17 protein-coding genes and 1 pseudogene are annotated in these 21,451 nt (G+C 63.7%); 9 read left to right on the top strand and 9 right to left on the bottom strand.

The window, feature by feature from the left end:
- Positions 1–100: 100 nt before the first annotated feature.
- Positions 101–1,162 carry an isocitrate/isopropylmalate dehydrogenase family protein gene (locus tag FNV92_RS26255; protein ID WP_143843941.1) on the top strand — a complete coding sequence of 354 codons (1,062 nt, stop codon included), beginning with the start codon at positions 101–103 and terminating at the stop codon, positions 1,160–1,162.
- 233 nt (positions 1,163–1,395) lie between these two features.
- Here FNV92_RS26255 and FNV92_RS26250 read toward each other — a convergent pair whose 3' ends face one another.
- Together FNV92_RS26250 and FNV92_RS26245 are read right to left on the bottom strand one after the other, a co-directional pair.
- The gene (locus tag FNV92_RS26250) at positions 1,396–1,872 is read right to left on the bottom strand and encodes an amidohydrolase family protein (protein WP_283812485.1); all 477 of its coding nucleotides are present in this window, start codon (positions 1,870–1,872) and stop codon (positions 1,396–1,398) included.
- Positions 1,844–2,491 (bottom strand): amidohydrolase family protein, encoded by a 648-nt coding sequence (locus tag FNV92_RS26245; RefSeq protein ID WP_283812486.1) that lies wholly within the window; start codon positions 2,489–2,491, stop codon positions 1,844–1,846. Before FNV92_RS26245 ends, FNV92_RS26250 begins: the two co-directional genes overlap by 29 nt.
- Before the next feature lie 386 nt (positions 2,492–2,877).
- Between FNV92_RS26245 and FNV92_RS26240 the strand changes: the two genes are divergently transcribed.
- On the top strand, positions 2,878–3,231 hold the full coding sequence (locus FNV92_RS26240; protein WP_143843942.1) for a UBP-type zinc finger domain-containing protein: 354 nt from the start codon (positions 2,878–2,880) through the stop codon (positions 3,229–3,231).
- Between the two features lie 150 nt (positions 3,232–3,381).
- Here FNV92_RS26240 and arr read toward each other — a convergent pair whose 3' ends face one another.
- The 6 genes from arr to FNV92_RS26210 all read right to left on the bottom strand — a co-directional run bounded on the left by arr (position 3,382) and on the right by FNV92_RS26210 (position 10,612).
- Entirely contained in the window at positions 3,382–3,795 is a 414-nt protein-coding gene (gene arr, locus FNV92_RS26235) for an NAD(+)--rifampin ADP-ribosyltransferase (protein ID WP_143843943.1), read from the bottom strand.
- Positions 3,796–4,329: 534 nt separating this feature from the next.
- The gene (locus FNV92_RS26230; protein ID WP_143843944.1) at positions 4,330–5,604 is read right to left on the bottom strand and encodes an aminotransferase class III-fold pyridoxal phosphate-dependent enzyme; all 1,275 of its coding nucleotides are present in this window, start codon (positions 5,602–5,604) and stop codon (positions 4,330–4,332) included.
- 122 nt (positions 5,605–5,726) lie between these two features.
- Positions 5,727–7,151, bottom strand: a complete 1,425-nt coding sequence (locus tag FNV92_RS26225) for an amidase (protein WP_244623640.1) — start codon at positions 7,149–7,151, stop codon at positions 5,727–5,729.
- A gap of 75 nt (positions 7,152–7,226) precedes the next feature.
- A complete protein-coding gene (locus tag FNV92_RS26220) occupies positions 7,227–8,813 on the bottom strand; it encodes an ABC transporter substrate-binding protein (protein ID WP_015687725.1) in 1,587 nt (528 codons plus the stop codon).
- Positions 8,814–9,051: 238 nt separating this feature from the next.
- A complete protein-coding gene (locus FNV92_RS26215) occupies positions 9,052–9,678 on the bottom strand; it encodes a TetR/AcrR family transcriptional regulator (RefSeq protein WP_168213558.1) in 627 nt (208 codons plus the stop codon).
- Positions 9,679–9,868: 190 nt separating this feature from the next.
- Positions 9,869–10,612, bottom strand: a complete 744-nt coding sequence (locus tag FNV92_RS26210; RefSeq protein ID WP_015687722.1) for an SDR family NAD(P)-dependent oxidoreductase — start codon at positions 10,610–10,612, stop codon at positions 9,869–9,871.
- A gap of 155 nt (positions 10,613–10,767) precedes the next feature.
- Here FNV92_RS26210 and FNV92_RS26205 point away from each other — a divergent pair, with 155 nt between their 5' ends.
- The 6 genes and pseudogenes from FNV92_RS26205 to FNV92_RS26180 all read left to right on the top strand — a co-directional run bounded on the left by FNV92_RS26205 (position 10,768) and on the right by FNV92_RS26180 (position 18,166).
- Positions 10,768–11,538 (top strand): methyltransferase domain-containing protein, encoded by a 771-nt coding sequence (locus FNV92_RS26205; protein WP_143843947.1) that lies wholly within the window; start codon positions 10,768–10,770, stop codon positions 11,536–11,538.
- Positions 11,539–11,738: 200 nt separating this feature from the next.
- Complete coding sequence (locus FNV92_RS26200) at positions 11,739–12,740, top strand: DctP family TRAP transporter solute-binding subunit (RefSeq protein WP_143843948.1); 1,002 nt, start codon at positions 11,739–11,741, stop codon at positions 12,738–12,740.
- Positions 12,741–13,081: 341 nt separating this feature from the next.
- A pseudogene (locus tag FNV92_RS26195) lies at positions 13,082–13,327 on the top strand (TRAP transporter small permease); the annotation flags it as partial.
- A 303-nt stretch (positions 13,328–13,630) separates the two neighbouring features.
- Entirely contained in the window at positions 13,631–14,872 is a 1,242-nt protein-coding gene (locus FNV92_RS26190) for a TRAP transporter large permease (protein ID WP_416377765.1), read from the top strand.
- Positions 14,873–14,992: 120 nt separating this feature from the next.
- On the top strand, positions 14,993–16,162 hold the full coding sequence (locus FNV92_RS26185; RefSeq protein ID WP_143843950.1) for a GGDEF domain-containing protein: 1,170 nt from the start codon (positions 14,993–14,995) through the stop codon (positions 16,160–16,162).
- A gap of 69 nt (positions 16,163–16,231) precedes the next feature.
- Positions 16,232–18,166 carry an alkyl/aryl-sulfatase gene (locus FNV92_RS26180; protein WP_143843951.1) on the top strand — a complete coding sequence of 645 codons (1,935 nt, stop codon included), beginning with the start codon at positions 16,232–16,234 and terminating at the stop codon, positions 18,164–18,166.
- Positions 18,167–18,344: 178 nt separating this feature from the next.
- Here the strand turns inward: FNV92_RS26180 and FNV92_RS26175 are convergent, their stop codons facing one another.
- On the bottom strand, positions 18,345–19,415 hold the full coding sequence (locus FNV92_RS26175) for a glycosyltransferase family 4 protein (protein ID WP_143843952.1): 1,071 nt from the start codon (positions 19,413–19,415) through the stop codon (positions 18,345–18,347).
- A 269-nt stretch (positions 19,416–19,684) separates the two neighbouring features.
- On the opposite strand from FNV92_RS26175, the gene FNV92_RS26170 reads away from it, so the two are divergent.
- The gene (locus tag FNV92_RS26170) at positions 19,685–21,448 is read left to right on the top strand and encodes an ABC transporter ATP-binding protein (RefSeq protein ID WP_041748468.1); all 1,764 of its coding nucleotides are present in this window, start codon (positions 19,685–19,687) and stop codon (positions 21,446–21,448) included.
- Positions 21,449–21,451 lie beyond the last annotated feature (3 nt).

The raw sequence follows: 21,451 nt of genomic DNA, 5'->3' as shown, positions 1-21,451 counted from the left end.
ACAGGCATATGCTTGCATGCTGTGTATGCGCGAAGGCGGGGCGATGCGGCCGCGCGCCGGCGTATGATCGCGCCGGCTGCTGCAATCCAGGGGGATCATCATGCAACTCGTCGTTCTGCCCGGTGACGGCATCGGACCGGAGATCACGACCGCGACATCGGGCGTGCTGCGCGCGGCCTCCGAGCGCTTCCAGCTCAATCTGCGGCTGGAGGAGCATGCGGTCGGGCATGCGAGCCTCAAACAGTTCGGCACCACGGTGCGTCCCGAGCTGCTCGACATCGTCCGCGCCGCCGACGGCCTGATCCTGGGCCCGACCGCGACCTTCGACTTCAAGGACGAGGCGCATGGCGAGATCAATCCGTCCAGGCACTTTCGCAAGGGCCTCGACCTCTACGCCAATGTCAGGCCGGCGCGCACCTATGCGGGGCGGCCCGGCCGGCTCGGCGAATTCGATCTCGTGGTGGTGCGCGAGAACACGGAAGGGTTTTATGCCGACCGCAACATGGAGCAGGGCAATGGCGAGCTGCTGGTCACGCCTGATGTCGTGATCTCGCTGCGCCGGATCACGCGTCTGTGCTGCGAGCGCATCGCGCACGCCGCCTGCCGGCTGGCGATGAAGCGGCGCAAGCATCTCACCGTTGTGCATAAGGCCAATGTGCTCAAGATCGGCGACGGGATGTTCCTCGACATCTGCCGCGAGGCGGCGAAGGCCTATCCCGGCCTCGAAGTCGACGACATCCTGGTCGATGCCATGATGGCGCATGTGGTGCGCAACCCCGATCGCTTCGATGTCATCGTCGCCACCAACATGTTCGGCGACATCCTGTCCGATCTCACCGCGGAGCTGTCAGGCAGCCTCGGCCTCGGCGGCTCGCTCAATGTCGGTGACCGCCACGCCATGGCGCAGGCGGCGCACGGCTCGGCGCCCGACATCGCAGGGCAGGACGTCGCCAATCCGGTGTCGCTGATCCTGTCGACGGCGCTGCTGCTGGCCTGGCACGGCGAGAAGACCGGCGCGGTGCGCTATGAGGAAGCCGCGCGCGCGATCGAGGCGGCGGTGGCGAAGGCGCTTCGCGCGGGCAGGGCGACGCGCGACGTCGGAGGCAAGCTCGGCACCGTCGCGGCGGGGGCGGCGATCGCGGAGTTCTTGCAGGCGGAGTGAGGGCCTCTCGCAGATTTTTTTGGGGCCCAGACCCAAAACGTCGAAAACAACCCCATGCACAGTAGATGGCTTCTTGATCGATAAGGGGTTTTCGGACCGCGTCGCGGCGGCATCCGCAGACGACGTAAAGTTGACCCGTCGGGCAAAACACTGGCATGATGTCATCGTGGCCGCGACTGTGAACAAGGCCCGCGCGCAGGCTGAAAGCCCGCCACGCTTTTCAAGATGATGCTCTAAGCCTTCAGCCGGGGAACGAGGCGTATCGCGTTCTCATGGCCGATCGCATCGAGATCCCCTGCCGGGAGTCCGAGCTTCTGCAACTGCGCCAACTGGCCAAGGCCGAAATACGGATAGTCGCTGCCGTAGGTGATCTGGGAGGCCGGCACGAGCTTGAGCAGCGCGGCCATGGACGGTGCGAACGTCGCATTCGCGGTGTCGTAGTGGAGCCGGGCCAGTTCGCCTTCGATCCCCTCCGGCGCAAACTCCTTCAGATCGGGCCGCGCCCCATAGAACGAATTGATCCGCCCCGCCATCATCGGGATCGTGCCGCCGGCGTGCGAGAACAACCATTTGATGTCGCGGTAGCGGGCAAATGTGCCGCTGAGCAGGAGGCTCGTCACGGTCCGTGTGGTGTCGTGCGGGACTTCGATCACCGCCGGAAACGTGCCGACGCTGAGCGCACTACAGCAGCTCGCGACCAGCGGATGCACGTAAACGACCGCCCTTCAGCTCTTCGAACACCGGCCTGTACGCGGCATTGCCAAGCCATTTGTCGCCGTAGCTGCTTTGCAGGCCGATCCCGTCCGCCTTGAGTGTGTCGAATGCATAGTCGATCTCCTTCAGCGTGGCATCGATGTCCAGCATCGACAGGGTCGCGAACAGGCCGAAGCGACCCGGATGGTCGCGCATCATCTCCGCCGCGTATTCGTTGCAGGCGCGCGCCAGCCGGCCGGCTTCCGCCGGTCCGAGGTCGAACCATACGCCCGGCGTGGAGGCGACCGACAGAATGCCGGTGCGTATGCCATTGCGGTCCATGTCCTCGACGAGCTTTTCGCGGGTCCAGGCCACCTGACCGGGAAAGTGCGGCTGCTTGCGTGCGTCTTCGTAGCCAAGCCAAAGCTTTTGATATTCGAGCGGATAGAAATGAAGGTGGGTGTCGATCAGCGCGGGCCTGGTCTGTCCGTGGACTGCAATTGTCGGAATGGCCGAAGCCAATCCGAGTGCGCCTACTCCAGCGAGAAAGTCGCGGCGCGACGACAGCGGGCCGCAACAGTTCAGGCAGCCCTGATGCCCTCGCGATGTCCGATCCCACATGATCATGTTGCGCATCTCCCGTGACGAGTTGGCAGTGACCTGGCCCGCTGTGTTTCGAGCTAATTGTTGGGAATTGGAATGTGCCGATTTTTCGTCGCGAAGCGATGTCTCTCATCTCGCAATCGCCAGCAATTTTATGTGAACGCGACCCGAGTTTTCCGCTACGTGAGCAATGTTCGCGAATGTCGCCTTCAGCCCGTAAGATGGGTAGAGCAGTTGCGAAACCCATCGCGCTTCACGTTGGATGCTGTCGATGGGTTTCGCCGCGCTCTCCCCATCCTACCGGCTGATATGTTGCGACATTGACCCGTCAGGCAAAACACTGGCAAAATGCAATCGTAGTGGGGATCGCGGTGTGGATGCATCGGTGGTGGCCTCAAGCAATTCCAGTGAGCTGACCTATGACGTCTGACAGTGATGGCATCAACCTCGCGGCCAAGCCAACCGGAACGGGTTGCGTGGAATGCTCGGCTGCAGGCGGGTGGTGGTTTCATCTTCGCAGATGTGTCGAATGCGGTCACATCGGCTGCTGCGATACGTCACCTAATCAGCACGCAACGAAGCACTACGCGGCGACGGGTCACCCGATCATCACCAGCTTCGAGCCGGGCGAACGATGGTTCTACGACTATCGCACAGGGGAGGCTTTCGCCGGCCCGAAGCTTCAAGGCCCTCACGCGCATCCGTTGGACCAGCCGGTGCCCGGACCGGCCGGTGCGGTGCCTCCCGACTGGCAAACGCTGCTGCATGAATAGGCGGTAGCGAACGGTCTCAAGAGGGCCGGACGTCGGCGTTGCAGTCCGATCTTCGCAGTGTCGTAGGATGGGTAGAGCACTTGCGAAACCCATCACGTGTCACGCTCGATACTGTCGATGGGTTTCGCGGCGCTCTACCCATCCTACGAGTCAGTCGATGATGTTGTTTCCCTCCGCCTTCAGGCGGGCGATATTGTCTTTCATCTGTTGCAGCCGCTCGGGCGCGTGGCCTTGCCACTGCGTCACCTCGGCGATGACGCGCAACGGATCGCGGGTGCGATATGACAATGTCGGATTGCCCGGAAACTTCTTATCCGTCACGTTCGGATCGTCCATGATCGGTCCGGTCGGCTCCACGACGTAGATTCGTCCTGGTGCGGTGCCTGCGGCCAGCTCGGCGCCCCAGATCGCCGCATCCAGCGTGGCCGCGAAATAAACCCAGGACAGCGGCTTCACATCGGTGAAGTTGGATTGATAGCCGACGACAATCAGGTCGCCGGGTTTCAGATCAGCACGTGTGCCGTGGAAGAAGGATTGCGAGAACATTGTTGCAGCAGATGACATGAGACGATCCTCGAAACCGTAGCTGAAACGACCCGTTGCTGGCATTGCAGATACCCAACGCAAGCAGAGCGTGCGTTAACACCAGCGTCGCTCAAGTCGCAAGCAAGCAGTCGCGTTCCGCTCCGTCTGTGGCAAGGCGCTCGCAGAGCGCGGCAGCTGAGGGCTCTTGCCGCGCAGGGATGTTCTCCGCAATCCTCGGCAATCCCGACGCGGAGACACCCCCACCAGCGCTCCCCCGCAAGCGGGAGAGGGAGCTCAAGTGCCGATGCCGACGCATCGTGTACTCCAAATGCGATTGGTCCCCATCCACGCGACTCACCGTCCCCGTGCCGGGCGGGATGCAGTTGATGATGATGCCGTGTTCGCCGGTCTCGCGCGACAGGCCTTTGGCCCAGGCGTGCACGGCGGCTTTTGCGGCGAAGCATGTGCGATGCGGCGGTTGCTGGTGAAGTTCAGCGCGATCGCCTCGTCCCGTTTGCTGTCGGACCGCGTCGTGTCCTCGGGTTCGCCGATGCGGAACTCATCCCATTGCCTTCACCGCCCAAGGCGTTGCAGCAGAAGCTCGTTCGACTGGGCGGGCAACGAGGGCAGCTGCCGCTTCAGTTCGGCGAAGGCCCTGTCGGTAATGTCGAGCGTGTTGTTAATGTCGTCCGTCGTCAGGGCGGCGTTGAAGAACATGTTGTGATAGGGGTGAAGGTAGACCCCCGATCGAACCGCATAGCCGGCCCAGAAGTAACCCTTTCGCATGTCCGGATCGTCGTCGAACAGGATTTGCGGCATCTGTGACGGCCCGGTCTGGCGAACGGGAATATCATGTGCGGCGGCTTGCGCCGCGATGCCTGCTCGCAGCCGCGCGGAATTGGCGATGATCCGCTCGAGATAATCGGTCGTCCGGATCTCTCGCAGGGTCGCGATCGCCGCCGCCATCGGCACGGCGGAGAACCAGAAGGATCCTGTCACGTAGATGCTGGACGCGGCGCTGCGCGCCTTCTCCGAACCGACGAGCGCCGAGATCGGATAGCCGTTGGCGAGCACCTTGCCCCATGCGCTGAGGTCGGGCTGCACGCCGTGCACCGACCAGCTGCAGTCGCGCGCGAGGCGAAAGCCGCTGCGCACCTCGTCGAGGATCAGCAACGCATCCGCGTCATCGCAGAGCTTCCGCAGTCCAAGCGCATATTCGGCCGAGGGCGCATATTGGTCATTGAACGTCTCATGACGGAATGGCGTCGCGAACACGCCGGCGACATCGCCGTCAGCCTTGCGGAACGCGTCCACGGCACTGTCGAGGTCGTTGTAGTTGAAATAGATGATGTGGGCCCGGTCTTCCGCCGTGATGCCCTTGATGTTGGGCGTGTTCCAGGGGGCGGAGCCGTGATAGGTGCCCTTCGCGACCAGAATCTTGCGGCGATCCCGATAGGCTCGCGCCGTGACCATCGCCATCGAGGTCGCATCGCTGCCGTTCTTGCAGAACATCGCCCAGGCCGCATGGCCGATCATCGACACGAGATCTTCCGCAAGCACGACCATGGCCTCGGACGGGCCGGTCATGGTGTCTCCCATCGCGGCCTGGGTCCGCGCGGCGTCTTCGACGCCGCGGTGCCGGTAGCCGAGCAGGTTGGGACCGAACGCACACATGTAGTCGACGTAGCGGTTGTCGTCGCAATCCCAGAGATAGGCTCCTTCGGCGCGCGAGAAGAACTGCGGATAATCCTCCGATAGCAGGGCGACCGACTCGTGACCGTACATGCCCTTGGGGATCACCTGCCGTGCGCGTTCGCGCAGCTCGGAGTCCTTCGAATTTCTCTTCATGGATTGTCCTGTCGGTTGTGGGGGCGCACCTCGATGCGAAGGAGGCCGCCGATGCGATCGTCACCTCGAGCGCGATCGGGGGCGATTGTCCCGGAAAGCGCTGCGCGCTTCCCGTTCATGCTCTAGCCCGCCAGCGCAATCTCGGGACGACGCTGCTGCCACGGCATCGCAGCCTCGAAGGCGGCTGCTGCCTGCAGGACACCGAGATCGTCGAAGCGACGGCTGACGATCTGCAGGCCGACGGGCAGGCCGGCGCGGGTCATGCCGCAAGGCACGCTCGCGGCCGGATGGCTCGACATGTTGAAGGGGTAGAGGAATTCGGACCATGCGAGCCAATCCCAATCGTGCTCGGGCCAATGTTCCGGCCTGACGCGCTCGACCGGAAAGGCCTCAACCGAGGCGACCGGGGTGATGAGATAATCCCAATCCTCGAGGAAGCGCGATATGCTGGCGACGTACGCGTATTTGCGCTCGCGCATGTCCATGTACTCGGTCGCGGAATAGTTGGCGCCTTCGCGAATGCAGGCGACGAGGTCGCTGCCCATGCTGCTCTCCCATTTCGGCAACAGCCCGGCGCGGCGGCCCCAGAGGGCCGCCCAGAAGAAGCGCCCGAGTTCCGGTCCCTGCGGCCCCCATGGCGGCGTCACGATCTCCACCTCGGCCTGAAGCTCTCCGGCAAAGACCTTGGCCGCCGCCGCGACGATTCCCGCTATCTCGTCGTCGACACGGGCATGACCGAGGTCGGGGCTGAAGGCGATGCGCTTGCCCTTCATCGAGGTCTTGAGCTTGGCGAGATAGGCATCGGGCTGTGCTTCGCAGGATGTGTGGTCGAGCCAATGCGGCCCGGCCATCGTCTCCAGCATCAGCGCGGCATCGGCCACAGTTCGCGCCATCGGGCCGATATAGGTGGCGTAGTCGTTGTTGGAGACCGGCGCGTAGGGGACCCGGCCGAAGGTCGGCTTCAAGCCGAAGACGCCGCAGAAATGGGACGGCATCCTAATCGAGCCGGCGCCATCCGAGCCGAGGTGCAGCGGTCCGTAGCCGGACGCTGCGCCTGCGCCGGCGCCGGCCGACGAGGCACCGGCATTGTAGCCGCGCTTCCATGGGTTGTGCGTGACGCCCGTGACCGGATTGCGGCTGATGCCGGACCAGCCGAATTCGGACATCGTGGTCTTGCCGAGGATGATCGCGCCGGCATTGCGCAGCCGCGCCACGACGACATTGTCCTCGCTGGCGATGGGGCCCTTCAGCGCATGCGTGCAGGTCGCTGTCTCGTAGCCGGCGACGCCGAAGGCGTCCTTGATCGTGACGGGGATTCCTTCGAGAGGCCGGGCCTCTCCGCTGCGCAGGCGCCGCTCCGATTCCCGGGCTGCAGCCAGCGCCTCGTCTCGCATCACCACGGAAAACGCGTTGATCGACGGCTCCAGCGCCGCGATCCGGTCGAGGATGCTAGACGCGGCCTCCACCGGCGAGAGCTCCCGGCTTTCAAAGCGCGTCTTCAGTTCGGACGCGGTGGCGTAACCCAGTTCGGCGTGCAAGTCGTTCATGTTGTCGGCCATCCCACCGAGGCGTTGATTGCATTGGTCGAGGTGTGATCGATCTGGTCTGACGGGCTCTGAAGATCAGGCCTTCTTCACACCGTAGAACTGGGAGAAGCCCAGGGGAATGCCGCTGAGCTTCTGCGAGTATGCGGCCGGTTGCGCGTAGTAGCCGAGCGGCAGATAAGGGGTGTCCTGCATGGCCTGGGCCTGGATGTCCCGCGCCAGGCGCTTTCTTTCCTGATCGTCCTGGGCCGACAGAAACGCGAGGCGCAGGGCCTCGATCTTCTCGCTGCTCGGCCAGCCGAAGGTGCCCGCCTTTCCAATGCCTCTCAGGTAGGAGTGAGCGGCGGGATTGATGGCGGACGCGCCCGGAACGTAATTGCACCATGCGCTCCAGCCGCCCTGGTCGAGCGGCCGCTGCGACGCGATGCGCTGCAACACGGTGCCCCAATCGGACACCTGGTAGTCGACTTCGAGGCCGATCTTCTTGAACATGTCGGCGGCGACCAAGCTCATGGAATTGAGCGCGTGGAGGTCGGCCGGGACGACGAAGACGATCCGCTCGCCCTTGTAGCCGGCTGCCTGCAGGTCGCGTTTGGCCTTGGCGTAATCCGGGGCGCCGGCAAAGACGTCCATGCCGGCATCGTTTGCGAGGGGCGAGGCGGGCAGGAAGAAGCCGACATTGTCCTTCCAGAAATCGCCGTTGGTGCCCATGACGGCCGTCATGAATTCCGACTGGCTGATCGCCGACAGGATGGCGCGACGGATCGCGGGATTGTCGAACGGCGGCACCAGATGATTCAGCCTGATCATCGCGAGATAGCCGCCGGTGTCCTTGACCTCGACCTTGATGTTGCCCCGCTTGGCGAGCAGCGGCAGCAAGTCCGGAGTCGGCTGCTCCCACCAGTCGACCTCGCCGACCTGCAGGGCGGCCGCGGCCGTCGCCGCATCCGGCAGAACGCGCCAGATCACGCGGTCGAGGTGGACGGTCTTGGGACCGGCCATGAAGCTGGCGGTGCCCGATGGTCGCGGCACGTAACCGTCGAACCGCTTGTAGACGACCTGGGATCCGACGACGCGTTCGTCCGGCACGAACTGGAACGGTCCGCTGCCGATCATCTCCTTGACCTGCTCCGTGCCCGGCGTCAGCGCGAGGCGCTCGGGCATGACGGGGCATACGCTTGACGGCTTGCCGAGCGCATAGGCCAGCAACGGAAACGGCTTCTTCAGGTCGAAGACGATCGTGTTGTCGGACGTTGCGGAGAGTTCGGCGGTCGCGCCGCGAAGGTCTCCACCGAAGACGTCACGGCTCCACCAGCGCTTGATGCTGGCCACGGCATCGCGCGCCAGCACGCGCTCTCCGTCGTGAAATTTCAATCCCTCCCGCAACGTCAGCGTCCAGCGCAGGCCGTCGCGGTCGATCTGGTGACCCGCCACCATCTGCGGCTGCGCTTCAAAACGTTCGTCGACGCCATACAGCGTGTCGAACACCAGCAGTGCGTGGTTGCGGGTCACGAGCCCCGTCGTCTGCACAGGATCGAGCAGAGTGAGATCGGATTGCGGAACGAAGGTCAGGACCTTCTCACCCGCTGCCGATGCAATGCGAGGCGCTGCAATCGCGGCCGTTGCCGTGGCGGTTGCGGCTTTCAGGAAATCTCGGCGGTGCATGGCACTCCTTTCAGGGAATGGAGATCAGGCGCGGACCTCGCCATGCGCCGAATGATATTGATATTAATTTCGATTATAAAGCGGAGTCTTTGGGCGCGTCTTCCAAGGAAAGATTCCTGCATTTTCACGATCATAGCGAAATATGAGCACAAAATCATCACGGGGCCGCCCATGCTGCAAGCAGGGGCGCCCTGAGACTTTCGGGAGATAGTGGAATTTTATATGAGTATGGATCGGCTTAGGGCTCGCGTCGTTCGACGACTTCCGGCAGGTAGCATCGCAAATAGGCGATCGAGCATCTGGTCGATTCCTCGAGATATTCCGGCGTGATGGATCGATGCAGGCTGTAGGACAGCGCCCAGACTCCATCCACCAGCGCGATCGACACCGCGACCCATTTCTCCAGATCCGGCACCTTCGGCATATCGAACGTCGCACGCAGATAGGCGGTGCGCTGCTTGGCGAGTGCGGCGTTGCCGCTCAGATCGGTGTTTCTGACCTCGACGCTGACGCCCGCGCCCATGAACAGGCGCAGCGCGGCGGGATTGCGGTTCAGATGCGCGGCGCCGGCCTTCTGGCTGTTGGCGATGTAGTGCTGCCAGGTTGGAGGAGGAGGGTGAACGGGAGCCATGGCGCGCGCCGCGATCTCGGCGTGGTAGCGCTGCGCCAGGGCGACAAAGGCCGCACCCCGGTTCGGAAAGAAGTGATAGACCGAGGCGAGAGGCACATCTGCCCGCTCGGCGATCTGAGCCAGACTGATATCCTCGTCGAGCCTTTCGGCGAGCAAGTCGGCGGTGGCATCGAGCAGAAGATGAAGCCGCTCGCGACCGCGCTTGCGCATCGGCGAACGACGTTCAGCACCCAATTCTTTGCCGTTCCCCAAATTGGTCGCCATCACGCTAAGAGATTCAGACGAAGCGCGGCGCCAAAGATTGAAATGCGCTGCGCTGATCGACAGCCGGGCGTGTACCGGTCAGCGTAGTTACCATCAACCCCTTGGCCGGATCAACCGGCGCTGGCGGCGTCGAGATCGGCGATGCAGTCTGTCACCCACCCTAGAACTGATACCGCCTCAATCCCCCATCCACCGGGATCACCGTGCCCGTGATGTACCTTGCCACCGGCGAGGCCAGGAACACCGCGAGTGCGGCAAGATCCTCCGGCTCGCCCCAATAGCCGACCGGGATCTCCTCCTCGGCAAAGCGCTCGCGATAATCTGGCGGATAGTTGCGGCGGATCTGCTCGCTCATGATGCGGCCGGGCGGGATGCAGTTGATGGTGATGCCGTGCTCGCCGATCTCGCGCGACAGGCCCTTGGCCCAGGCGTGCACGGCGGCCTTGGCGGCGAACGCGGCGTTGAGGCCTTCCGGCTCGGACTTGCCGGTGATGTTGACGATGCGGCCCCATTTGCGTGCGATCATCTGAGGCAGCAGCGCATGCGCGATGCGGCGGTAGCTGGTGAAGTTGAGCGCAATGGCTTCGTCCCATTGACTGTCGGGCGCGTCGACCGGCAGCGGGCGGCTGCCGCCGGCATTGTTGACGAGGATGTCGACATGGCCGAGCTGTTTCAGCGCGAAGGCCGCGATGTTCTCCGCGGCGTCCTTGGCCATCACGTCCTGCTCGAACGGCGTGATCAGGCCGCCTCCAATCTCCTTCGCCAACTCGGCAAGCAGATCACTCCGCCGCGCCACGCCGACGACGCGCACGCCTTCGGCAGCCAGGCCCTTGGCGATGGCACGGCCGATGCCAATGCTCGCGCCTGTCACGACAGCGGTCTTCGATTTGAGCCCGAGGTCCATGGTCACACGCTTTCTTGTTTTGGTTTTTTGATCTTGGTGTTCGTTTGCTGCTCGTTTCCTGCCCGTCCCAGGTGCGGCGATTTGCCCGACCGGGACGAGCAGTGGTAACCAAGAGCTCATCCGAAGGAAACACGAAAAAGAAAAGGCGCTGAACGATGGTCTGGGATCCGCAGCAATATCTGAAGTTCTCCGGCCACCGGCTCCGGCCCGCTGTCGACCTGTTGATGCGGATTCCGGATTTCGGCCCGCGCACGGTCGCCGACCTCGGCGCCGGCGCCGGCAACGTCACCAAGCTGATCAAAGAACGCTGGCCGGATGCGGCCGTCACCGGTGTCGAGGGCTCGGCCGAGATGGTCGCCGCCGGCCGCAAGGCGGCGCCGGACGTGCAATGGTCGCATGAAGACCTCGGCCATTGGCGTCCCGCGCAGCAATACGACGTCGTTTATTCCAATGCCGCACTGCACTGGCTGCCCAATCACGCGGCATTGTTTCCGTCGGTGATGGAGACGGTCACGCCCGGCGGCGTGCTCGCGGTGCAGATGCCGCGCAACTTCCTTGCCCCCTCGCATGTGTTGATCGGCGAGACCGCGCTGAACGGTCCCTGGCGGTCCAAGGTCGAACATCTCGTCACCCCGCCGCCGGTCGAGGGGCCGGCCTTCTATCACGACCTTCTTGCGCCGCTCTCGCAGAACGTCGACATCTGGGAGACCGAATATCTCCAGGTGCTCGAAGGCGAGAACCCCGTGAAGGAATGGACCAAAGGGACCTGGCTGACGCGCTATCTCGACATCCTGCAGGGCGAGGAAAAGGCCGCCTTCGAGGCCGCCTATGGGATGCGCGTTGCAAAGGCCTATCCGAAGAATGAGGCGGGACAGACGCTGTTTCCGTTCCGGCGCCTGTTCATGGTCGCCCAGCGCAAGGGCTGATCGCGCTGCCGCAATGCGATAGAGGCGCTCGCTCCCCTGGAGAGGCGAGCGCGCCGGGTTGCGTAAGTCACGGCGGTCAAGATAGCTTGCCTGCGGCAAATTGGGCTTAGGTCTAGTTGTTCGGGTGGTGGATTGCTGCCACTACTGACGACGCAAAACAAAAAAGACCCGGTTTTCAGGGGTTATTGGGGAGGTCTTTCATGCGCAAGCTGCTTCTCGCGGTCGCCGCGGCCGCGTTCGCTCTCGTCCCTGCTATCACCCAGGCCCAGAGCCCGATCGTCATCAAGTTCAGCCACGTCGTCGCCAACGACACCCCGAAGGGCAAGGGCGCGCTGAAGTTCAAGGAACTCGCCGAGAAGTACACCGACGGCAAGGTCAAGGTCGAAATCTACCCGAATTCGACGCTCTACAAGGACAAGGAGGAGATCGAGGCGCTCCAGCTCGGCTCGGTGCAGATGCTGGCGCCCTCGACCGCGAAGTTCGCGCCGCTCGGCATCAAGGAGTTCGAGGCGCTCGACCTGCCCTGGCTGTTCAAGGACGACGCGACCTATTCCAACGCGATGAAGGGCACGCTCGGCAAATGGCTGTTCCAGAAGCTTGAGACCAAGGGCATTACCGGGCTCGCCTATTGGGACAACGGCTTCCACATGCTCTCGGCCAATCGTGCGCTGATGAAGCCGACCGATTTCCAGGGCCTGAAGTTCCGCATCTCCGGCTCGAAGATCGCCGACCAGTATTTCCGCATCCTCGGCTCAATCCCGCAGATCATGGCGTTCTCCGAAGTCTACCAGGCGCTGCAGACCGGCGTGGTCGACGGCTGCGAGAACACCGCGTCCAATTATCTGACGCAGAAGTTCTACGAGGTACAGAAGGACATCACCGTGTCCTATCACGCGCATCTGCAATATGCCGTCATCGTCAACTCGAAATTCTGGTCGGGCCTGCCGCCGGATATCCGCACGCAGCTCGAGAAGGCGATGAACGACGCGACCGACTACACCAATTCGATCGCACGCCAGGAAAACGAGGACGCGCTGGCGGAGATTAAAAAGACGGGCAAGACCACGCTGCATTACCTGAGCGATGCCGATCGCAAGGCATGGCAGGAGGCGATGCAGCCGACGTATAAATGGGCAAAGGGCCGGGTCGGGCAGGAAGTGCTCGATCTGGTCGCCAAGGAACTCGACGTCAAGATGAACTGACGGCCGCGTTCTTACCGGAACAACCATGAACGGTCGGGGGTGATCCCACTCCCGGCCGTTTCGCTCTTGAATGACGAGCCGATGCTGGGGGGACCAAGTTGCTGCGCGTGCTGAATCGTTTTCTCGACCACCTCGAGGAATGGCTGATTGCGACGCTGATTGCGGCTGCGACATCGCTCATCTTCGTCGCCGTGCTGCACCGCTATGGGGCGGGACTGTCGATCGACATCGCCAAATGGGCGGAGGCGCGGAATCTCGGCTTCCTCGCCGTGCCTGCACGCGCCGCGTTCGTCTGGCTTGCCGCGCTGGATCTGTCGTGGGCGCAAGAACTCTGCATCTACATGTTCATCTGGATGGCGAAGTTCGGCGCCGCCTACGGCGTGCGCACCGGCATCCATGTGGGCGTCGACGTGCTCGTCAATGTCCTTCCCGGCGGATCGCGCCGGCGCGTCATCACCTTCGGACTGCTGTGCGGCGCCTTGTTTACATCCATCGTGTGCTATTTCGGCGCTGCCTTCGTCGGCCAGATGTGGCAGACCGGCCAGCAGTCGAACGACCTCGAAGCGCCGATGTGGCTGGTGTATCTCACGATTCCGCTCGGCTCCGGCCTGATGTGCTTCCGCTTCCTGCAGGTCGCCTGGTCGTTCTACCGTACCGGCGAGCTGCCGCACCACGACATGGCCGGCGTCGAGGGTGTCGAGCCGGATCCGGTGCATCCGGCGCCGGTCACGCGCAGCCAGGTCGTCCGCGACGAGCGAAGCCCGCTCGGCTGGGTCCTGATGCTGCTGCCTGTGCTGATCGTCGCGATCTGCTTCGCGCATGCCGCACATGTCATCACGCTGCCGCAAGGTCTGCGCGTCGCAATCGTGTTCGGGCTCCTGCTCTCGTTGATGCTCACGGGCATGCCGATCTCGATCGCGCTTGGTCTCACCGTGCTCAGCTTCATGTTCACGCTGACCGACGTGCGCACGGAGTCGGTCGCGCTGAAGCTCTTCACCGGCATCGAGAGCTTCGAGATCATGGCGATCCCGTTCTTCATCCTCGCCGGCAACTTCCTGACGCATGGCGGCGTGGCGCGACGGATGATCGCGTTCGCGACCGCGCTCGTCGGACACTGGTATGGCGGCCTAGCTCTGTCGGGCGTGGTGGCGTGCGCGCTATTCGCCGCGATTTCCGGCTCCTCGCCGGCGACAGTGGTGGCGATCGGCTCGGTGATCCTGCCCGCGATGGTCGCGCAGGGATTCCCCAAGCGGTTCGGCGCCGGCGTCATCACGACGTCGGGCTCGCTCGGGATTCTGATTCCGCCGTCGATCCCGATGGTCCTCTATGCGGTCTCCACCAACACGTCCGTGGGAAAGCTCTTCATCGCCGGCATCGTGCCGGGACTCGTGCTCGCGTTCCTGCTGGGAGCGACGACTTTCTACCGCGCCTGGCAAAACGACTACCCGCGGATGCCGAAGGCGACGTTCATGGAGCGCGTCGATGCGTTCCGCAAGTCGATCTGGGGCATCCTGCTGATCGTGATCGTGATCGGCGGCATCTACAGCGGCCTGTTCACGCCGACCGAGGCTGCAGCGGTCAGCGCGGTCTACGCCTTCATCGTCGCCGTGTTCATCTACAAGGATCTGAAGCTGCGCGACGTGCCGCGCGTGCTGCTATCATCGGCCAATCTTTCGGCGATGCTGCTCTACATCATCACCAACGCGGTGCTGTTCTCGTTCCTGATGACCTACGAGAACGTGCCGCAACAGCTGGCGCAATGGATGATCGACCAGGGACTCGGCTGGATCGGCTTCCTGCTCGTTGTCAACCTGCTGCTGCTGCTGGCCGGCAACGTGATGGAGCCGTCCTCCATCATCCTGATCATGGCGCCGATCCTGTTCCCGGTCGCGATGAAGCTCGGCATCGATCCCATCCATTTCGGCATCCTGATGACGGTCAACATGGAGGTCGGGCTGTGCCATCCGCCTGTCGGGCTCAACCTCTATGTCGCATCGGGCATCGCCAAGATGGGCATCACGGAACTCACGGTCGCGGTGTGGCCGTGGCTGCTGACGATGCTGGGATTCCTGGTGGTCGTGACATACTGGCCGGGCCTGTCGCTATGGCTGCCAAGGTTGCTCGGCATGTAACCGACCGAACGGCGGCGCATGGCTAACGCGCGGTAAATCCGCACGCTCAAATGCCATCGCTTTGCGGTGCACGCATTTTTACGGATGTGCGGTACGACCGTGCCAGCGGATGAGGCTGGCATGTTGTTCAACAGAATGGAAACCGGACCGGCGTCGATATCCGACGCCGTCTATTTGGAAGTCATCACGGGCCTGCACGGCACGACGATGCCCACCATTCTCGCCGCCGCCTGCCAGGCGATGGTCGGCGCCATCACGACCTATGAGACCGGCGACACCGCGATGGCGGCGCTGACGGTTGCCGGAATCGTCGTGGCCATTATCCGCCTGTTCGAAATTGTCGCATTCCGCCGTCGCCTCGCGCGTCCGCCGCAGCTCGGCCGGGCCGAGGCCGCGCGCTGGGAGCGGCGCTATATTGCGGGCACCATCGTGACGGCGCTGGTGCTTGGCGTGTTTGCCGCGCGCAGCATTGTGCTCGGCGATGCGCTCTGCTGCGTGATGGCGATCGGCATCGGCTTCGGGTTCGGTGCCGGTGTGGTGGCGCGGCTGGCGCTGCGGCCCGTCGCGGCGCTGCTCGATCTCGTCGCGATCGCCGCACCAGCCGCGATCGTGACCTTCATGCAGCCCGATCTCCGCCATGTCGGGCTCGGCCTCCTCATCCTGATGTATGTGGCCGCGAGCTTCGAGATGGTGCGGCTGAGCTTCAACGCCTCGATCAGCCAGATTACGCTCAAGCGGCAGTTCGAGCAGCTGGCGCGCTCGGACGCGATGACCGGCGTCTTCAATCGTTCGGTGCTGGCGGAGGATCTGCCCCGGATGCTGGCGGACGGGGCTCCCGGTATGATCGCCGTCCACACGCTTGATCTCGACCGTTTCAAGGAAGCCAACGACAGGTTCGGCCATCCCGTCGGCGATGCGTTGCTGAAGCAGGTCGCCGGGCGGCTCAAGGTGCTCGCGGCTCATGATGATCTCGTGGTCCGGATGGGCGGCGACGAGTTCATCCTGGTGCAGCGCGCGGCGGTCGACGCCGAGGCGATGGCGCGGCGCATCGTGCAGTTGATCAGCGCGCCCTATGATGTCGACGGACAGGTGATCGCGCTCGGCGTCAGCGTCGGCGTTGCCGTGGCGCCGGCGGACGGGCGCACCACGGAAGCGCTGTTGTCGCGCTCCGACCGGGCGATGTACCGCGCCAAGCAGGACGGCGGCGGCTACGGGTTTGCGCGCGAGCTGCGGATGGCGGACGATGCCGTGGCATCGGACAAGCCGGTTGCCGAAGGGCTGGCCGCGTAAGGACCTGTTGGAACCGCAATCGAGATGCGGTTAGATGCCTCCCCAATCAAGACCAGCCGGGGAGGGCTTATGAGCAGCATAGAAGCAGCCGACACGCCGAAGGGCGCAACGCCGTCCGTCATCGCGCAGCAGGCGGCGATGCTGAATGCGCTGCCGTTTTCCGACACGCGGGATTTCGATGATGCCGCGCGCGGCTTCCTCGGCACGATCGAGAACGCGGAGATCACCAACCCGCAGGGGCGAACGGTCTGGAGCCTGAAGCCCTACAGCTTCCTGTCCGATGAACAGGCGCCGCCGACGGTCAATCCGAGCCTGTGGCGGCAGTCGCGGCTCAACATGCAGCACGGGCTGTTCGAGGTCGTGCCCGGCGTCTACCAGGTGCGCGGGCTCGACATCGCCAACATGACGCTGATCGAGGGCGACAGCGGCGTCATCGTCGTGGACACCCTGACCTCGATCGAGGGGGCGCGTGCCGCGCTCGATCTCTATTTCAAGCACCGGGGCCTGCGGCCGGTCGCGGCCGTGATCTTCACCCATACCCACACCGACCATTGGGGCGGTGCGCGCGGCGTGCTGGAGGAGGATGCGCTCGCCACCGGGCGCGTCCCGATCATCGCGCCGAACCTGTTCATGGAGCACGCGGTGTCCGAGAACATCATCGCGGGACCGGCGATGCTGCGCCGGGCGCAGTACCAATTCGGCCCGTTCCTGGCAAAGGGAGCGCGAGGGCAGGTCGATTGCGGCCTCGGCAAGTCGATGGCGGCGGGCTCGGTCGCGCTGCTGCGACCGACCGACCTGATCATGGCGACCGGCGACCAGCGCGTGATCGACGGCGTCGAATTCGAATTCCAGATGGCGCCGAACAGCGAAGCACCGGCGGAGATGCATTTCTTCATCCCGCGCTACAAGCTGCTGAACCTCGCTGAGAATTGCACCCACAATTTCCACAATCTGCTGCCGTTCCGCGGCGCCGACGTGCGCAATGCGCTGGCTTGGTCGAAGTACCTGGGCGAGGCCCTCAAGCTCTGGGACGGCAAGGCGGAGGCGATGTGCGGCCAGCATCACTGGCCGGTGTGGGGACGCGAGCGCATCGGCACCATGATCCGGCAGCAGCGCGACCTTTACAAGTTCGCGCATGACCAGACCATCCGCCTGATGAATCACGGCCTCACCGCCGCCGAGATCGCCGAGACGATCCAACTGCCGAAGAGCCTGGAGGGCGCCTGGCATGGCCGCGGCTATTACGGCCACATCCGCCATAACGTGAAGGCGATCTACCAGAAATATCTTGGCTGGTACGACGCCAATCCGGTCAATCTCGATCCGCTGCCGCCGGTCGAATCCGGCAAGAAGTATGTCGAATACATGGGCGGCGCCGACGCCATTCTCGCGCGGGCGCGTGCCGACTTCGACAAGGGGGAATTCCGTTTCATGGCGCAGGCACTCAGTCATCTTGTGTTCGCCGAGCCGGACAATGCGGCAGCGCGTGCGTTGCTCGCCGACACGCTGGAGCAGCTCGGCTATGCCGCCGAGAGCGCGACCTGGCGCAATGCGTATCTGTTCGGTGCGCAGGAGCTGCGTCAGGGCATGCCGAAGACGCCGGCGCGTCCGCCGATGCCGCGCGAGACGCTGGCGGCACTGCGCACCTCACAGCTCTGGGACGTGCTCGGCATCCGCCTCAACGGCCCGAAAGCGGAAGGAAAGCACATCGTGCTGAACTGGAGCTTTTCGGATACGGGCGAGACGTTCGTGCTCAATCTGGAGAATTGCGCACTGACCTATACCGAAGGCGTGCAAATGGAGGGCGCCGACGCCAGCTTCACGCTCGCGCGCGCGACACTCGATGAGGTGATCGCGAAGCTGATGAGCTTTCCGGAGGCGGTGGCTGCCGGCAAGGTCAAGCTCACGGGCAACCCGATGAAGCTGGCGGAGCTGATGGGCCTGATGGACGAGTTTCCGCGGATGTTCGAGATCGTGGAGCCGAAGCGCGCGGTGGTGAGGTAAGAGCGCGCAACCTCACACTCACTGTCGTCGTCGTCCCCGCGAAGGCGGGGACCCATAACCCCAAGGAGAAGTTTGACGCGACACTGGCAACAGCGAGTCTTCGCCAAACATTATCCTGTGGATATGGGTCCCGGATCTGCGCTTCGCTTGTCCGGGACGACAGTTGCGGTCGGGGCTGCTACTCCGCGCTGCTCACCAGCTTGATCCGCGGCGTCTGCGCTTCCGTCAGGCTGCGATAGGCCGCGAGATAATCCAGCGCCATCCGCCGCGCGGTGAAGCGCGTTTCGAACTGCTTGCGGACCGCGGCGCGGTCCAGTTGCGGAAGCCGCTTGACGACGCCGGCCGCGCTGATGATGTCCTCGACGATGAAGCCGGTCAGGCCCTCGTCGATGATCTCCGGCACCGAGCCGCGATTGAAGGCGATCACCGGCGTGCCGCACGCCATGGCTTCAATCATGACGAGACCGAACGGCTCGGGCCAGTCGATCGGCAGCAGCAGGCCGAGCGCGCCGCTCAGGAAGTCGGACTTTTCGTGGTCGCCGATCTCGCCGATGAAGTCCACCAGCGGATTGCTGGTGATCATCGGCTTGATCAGTTCGTCGTAATAATCCTGATCGGCGCGATCGACCTTGGCCGCGATCTTCAGCGGGATGCCGCACTGCATCGCGATCTTGATGGCGCGATCGACGCCTTTCTCGGGCGCGATGCGGCCGAGCACGGCGAGATACTCCTGCTTGGCCGGCTTGGGTGTCAGCAAATTCTCCGGCAGGCCGTGGTGGATGGTCCGCACCCAGTTCGCCTGCGGCACCGGACGCCGCTGCGCATTCGAGATCGAGATGACGGGGACCTTGGAGAAGGTGTTGAACACCGGCTGATGCTCGGGAAGATCGAGCCGGCCGTGCAGCGTGGTCAGGAACGGTGTCGGCTGCCGGTGGAACAGCGACCATGGATAATAGTCGAGATGGAAGTGGAGGAAGTCGAACTCCTCGTCGTCACATTTCTGCCGCACGCGCTCCAGCATCACCATGTGCAGCGCATTGGGATCGCGCACGGAACCATCGAGGCGAAGCGCCCGCGGCCAGGTTGCGTCCAGCTTCGCCGACGTCTGTGAATCGCCGCTGGCAAACAGCGTCACGTCGTGTCCAAGGGCAACCAACTCTTCCGTCAACCAGTGCACCACCCGCTCGGTACCGCCATACAGCTTGGGTGGAACAGCCTCCGTCAACGGAGCTACCTGCGCGATGCGCATCTCGCCATCTCCTCTGCGATAATGATCGTTGAAACCCAGCCTCGGCACCGGCATGCCAACAGGGGAACGTTCTCGCATATGCGAAGTTCCTCTCCTCGAACGTTACTTCTTCGACACACCGCAGCGTGGTCGCGATGATGCCATCAGCTCTTCTCACATCGTCCGCATCCGCATGTCGTGATGGTCCAGCCCGGGAACCGAGGCGAAGCGGTCGATGTTCAGTCGATCACTAACAAAATTAGAAAACATCACGACGGGGTCGCAGTCACATGGATCATCTTTCTGGATACGCGCGCAGGCCATTTGCCTTTGTCTTGCGCTATCTGCGGCAACATTTGGCCACGCACCTGGTGATCCTGATCGCTGTCGTTGCAGCCGTTGCCTGCTCAGTGGGCACACAATATGGCGTCAAATCTCTCGTCGATGCTCTGTCGGCGGGGCCGTCGCACGGTGGCGGCGTATGGCTGGCATTCATTCTGCTCATGTCGCTGATCGCCGCGGACAACTTTCTGTGGCGGATCGCAAGCTGGACAGCGAGCTTTACCTTCGTGCGCGTCACCGGCGACTTGCGCCGTGACATCTTTCGTCATCTGACCGGGCATTCACCGAGCTATTTCTCCGACCGGATGCCGGGCATGCTGACCAGCCGGATTACGGCCACATCGAACGCCGTTTTCACGGTCGAGAACATGTTCGTCTGGAATGTGTTGCCGCCGTGCATCGCCACAATTGCGGCGATCGCCCTGATTGGAACCGTCAGTCCCTATATGGCGCTCGGCTTGATCGTGATCGCGGGCGGCATGGTGGCCGCCATGTTCCGTCTCGCCGCAGCCGGCAAACCGCTCCATGACGACTTCGCCGACAAGGCCGCTGTCGTCGACGGCGAGATGATCGATGTCATCAGCAACATGCCCCTGGTCCGAGCCTTCTGCGGCATCGGCCATGAGCACGAGCGGTTCGACGCCACGGTGAACCGGGAGCTCACGGCGCGTAGCCGCAGCCTGCGATATCTGGAGAAGCTGCGCCTGCTGCATGCCGCTGTAACCGTGCTGCTGACGATTGCCTTGATGGCCTGGGCGGTCACGCTCTGGCAAAAGGGCGAGGCGACCACCGGCGATGTCGTGCTGGTCTGTACGCTCGGCATCTCGATCCTGAGTGCGACGCGCGACCTTGCCGTGGCGCTGGTCGATGTCACCCAGCATGTTGCGCGCCTGACCGAGGCGATCGCGACGCTGCTGGTGCCGCATGAGCTCCGCGATCATCCGGAGGCGGAGCCGCTGGTCAAGAGCGGCGCGGCGATCGCGTTCAACAATGTCACGTTCGGCTATCCCGGCAGCGAGAAGATCTTCGAGCGGTTCAGCCTGCGGCTGCAGCCCGGCCAGCGCGTCGGCCTGGTCGGCCAGTCCGGCGGCGGCAAGTCCACGCTGTTCACGCTGCTCCAGCGCTTCTACGACGTCGACGAGGGCAGCGTCACCGTCGACGGCCAGGACATCTCCATGGTCACCCAGCTCAGCCTGCGCGAAGCCATCTCCGTGGTGCCGCAGGACATCTCGCTGTTCCACCGCTCGATCCGCGAGAACATCCGTTACGGCAGGCCCAATGCGACCGACGACGAGGTGCTGCGCGCGGCGATTGCGGCGCGCTGCGATTTCATCGACAGCCTACCGGAAGGCCTCGACACCATGGTCGGCGACCGCGGCGTCAAGATGTCCGGCGGCCAGCGCCAACGCATTGCGATCGCGCGCGCCTTCCTCAAGGACGCGCCGATCCTGTTGCTGGACGAGGCGACCGCCGCGCTCGACAGCGAATCGGAGGAAGCAATCCGCGAGGCGTTGTCGCGCCTGATGCGCGGCCGCACCGTGATCGCGATCGCGCATCGGTTGGCAACGCTGCGGAATTTCGACCGCGTGGTCGTGCTGAAGGGTGGTAAGATCATCGAGGACGGCTCGCCCGAGCGTCTGATGCAGGGCCACGGGCCCTATCGTGAGCTGGTCACGCAGGAAATGAGCCGGCTCGCGCAAGCAGCCGCGTAAATC

Origin of the sequence: Bradyrhizobium cosmicum (assembly GCF_007290395.2) — a bacterium.
Lineage (GTDB): Bacteria > Pseudomonadota > Alphaproteobacteria > Rhizobiales > Xanthobacteraceae > Bradyrhizobium > Bradyrhizobium cosmicum.
Note: the sequence above shows the minus strand (reverse complement) of the source record. Positions and strands in the feature narration are given on the sequence as shown.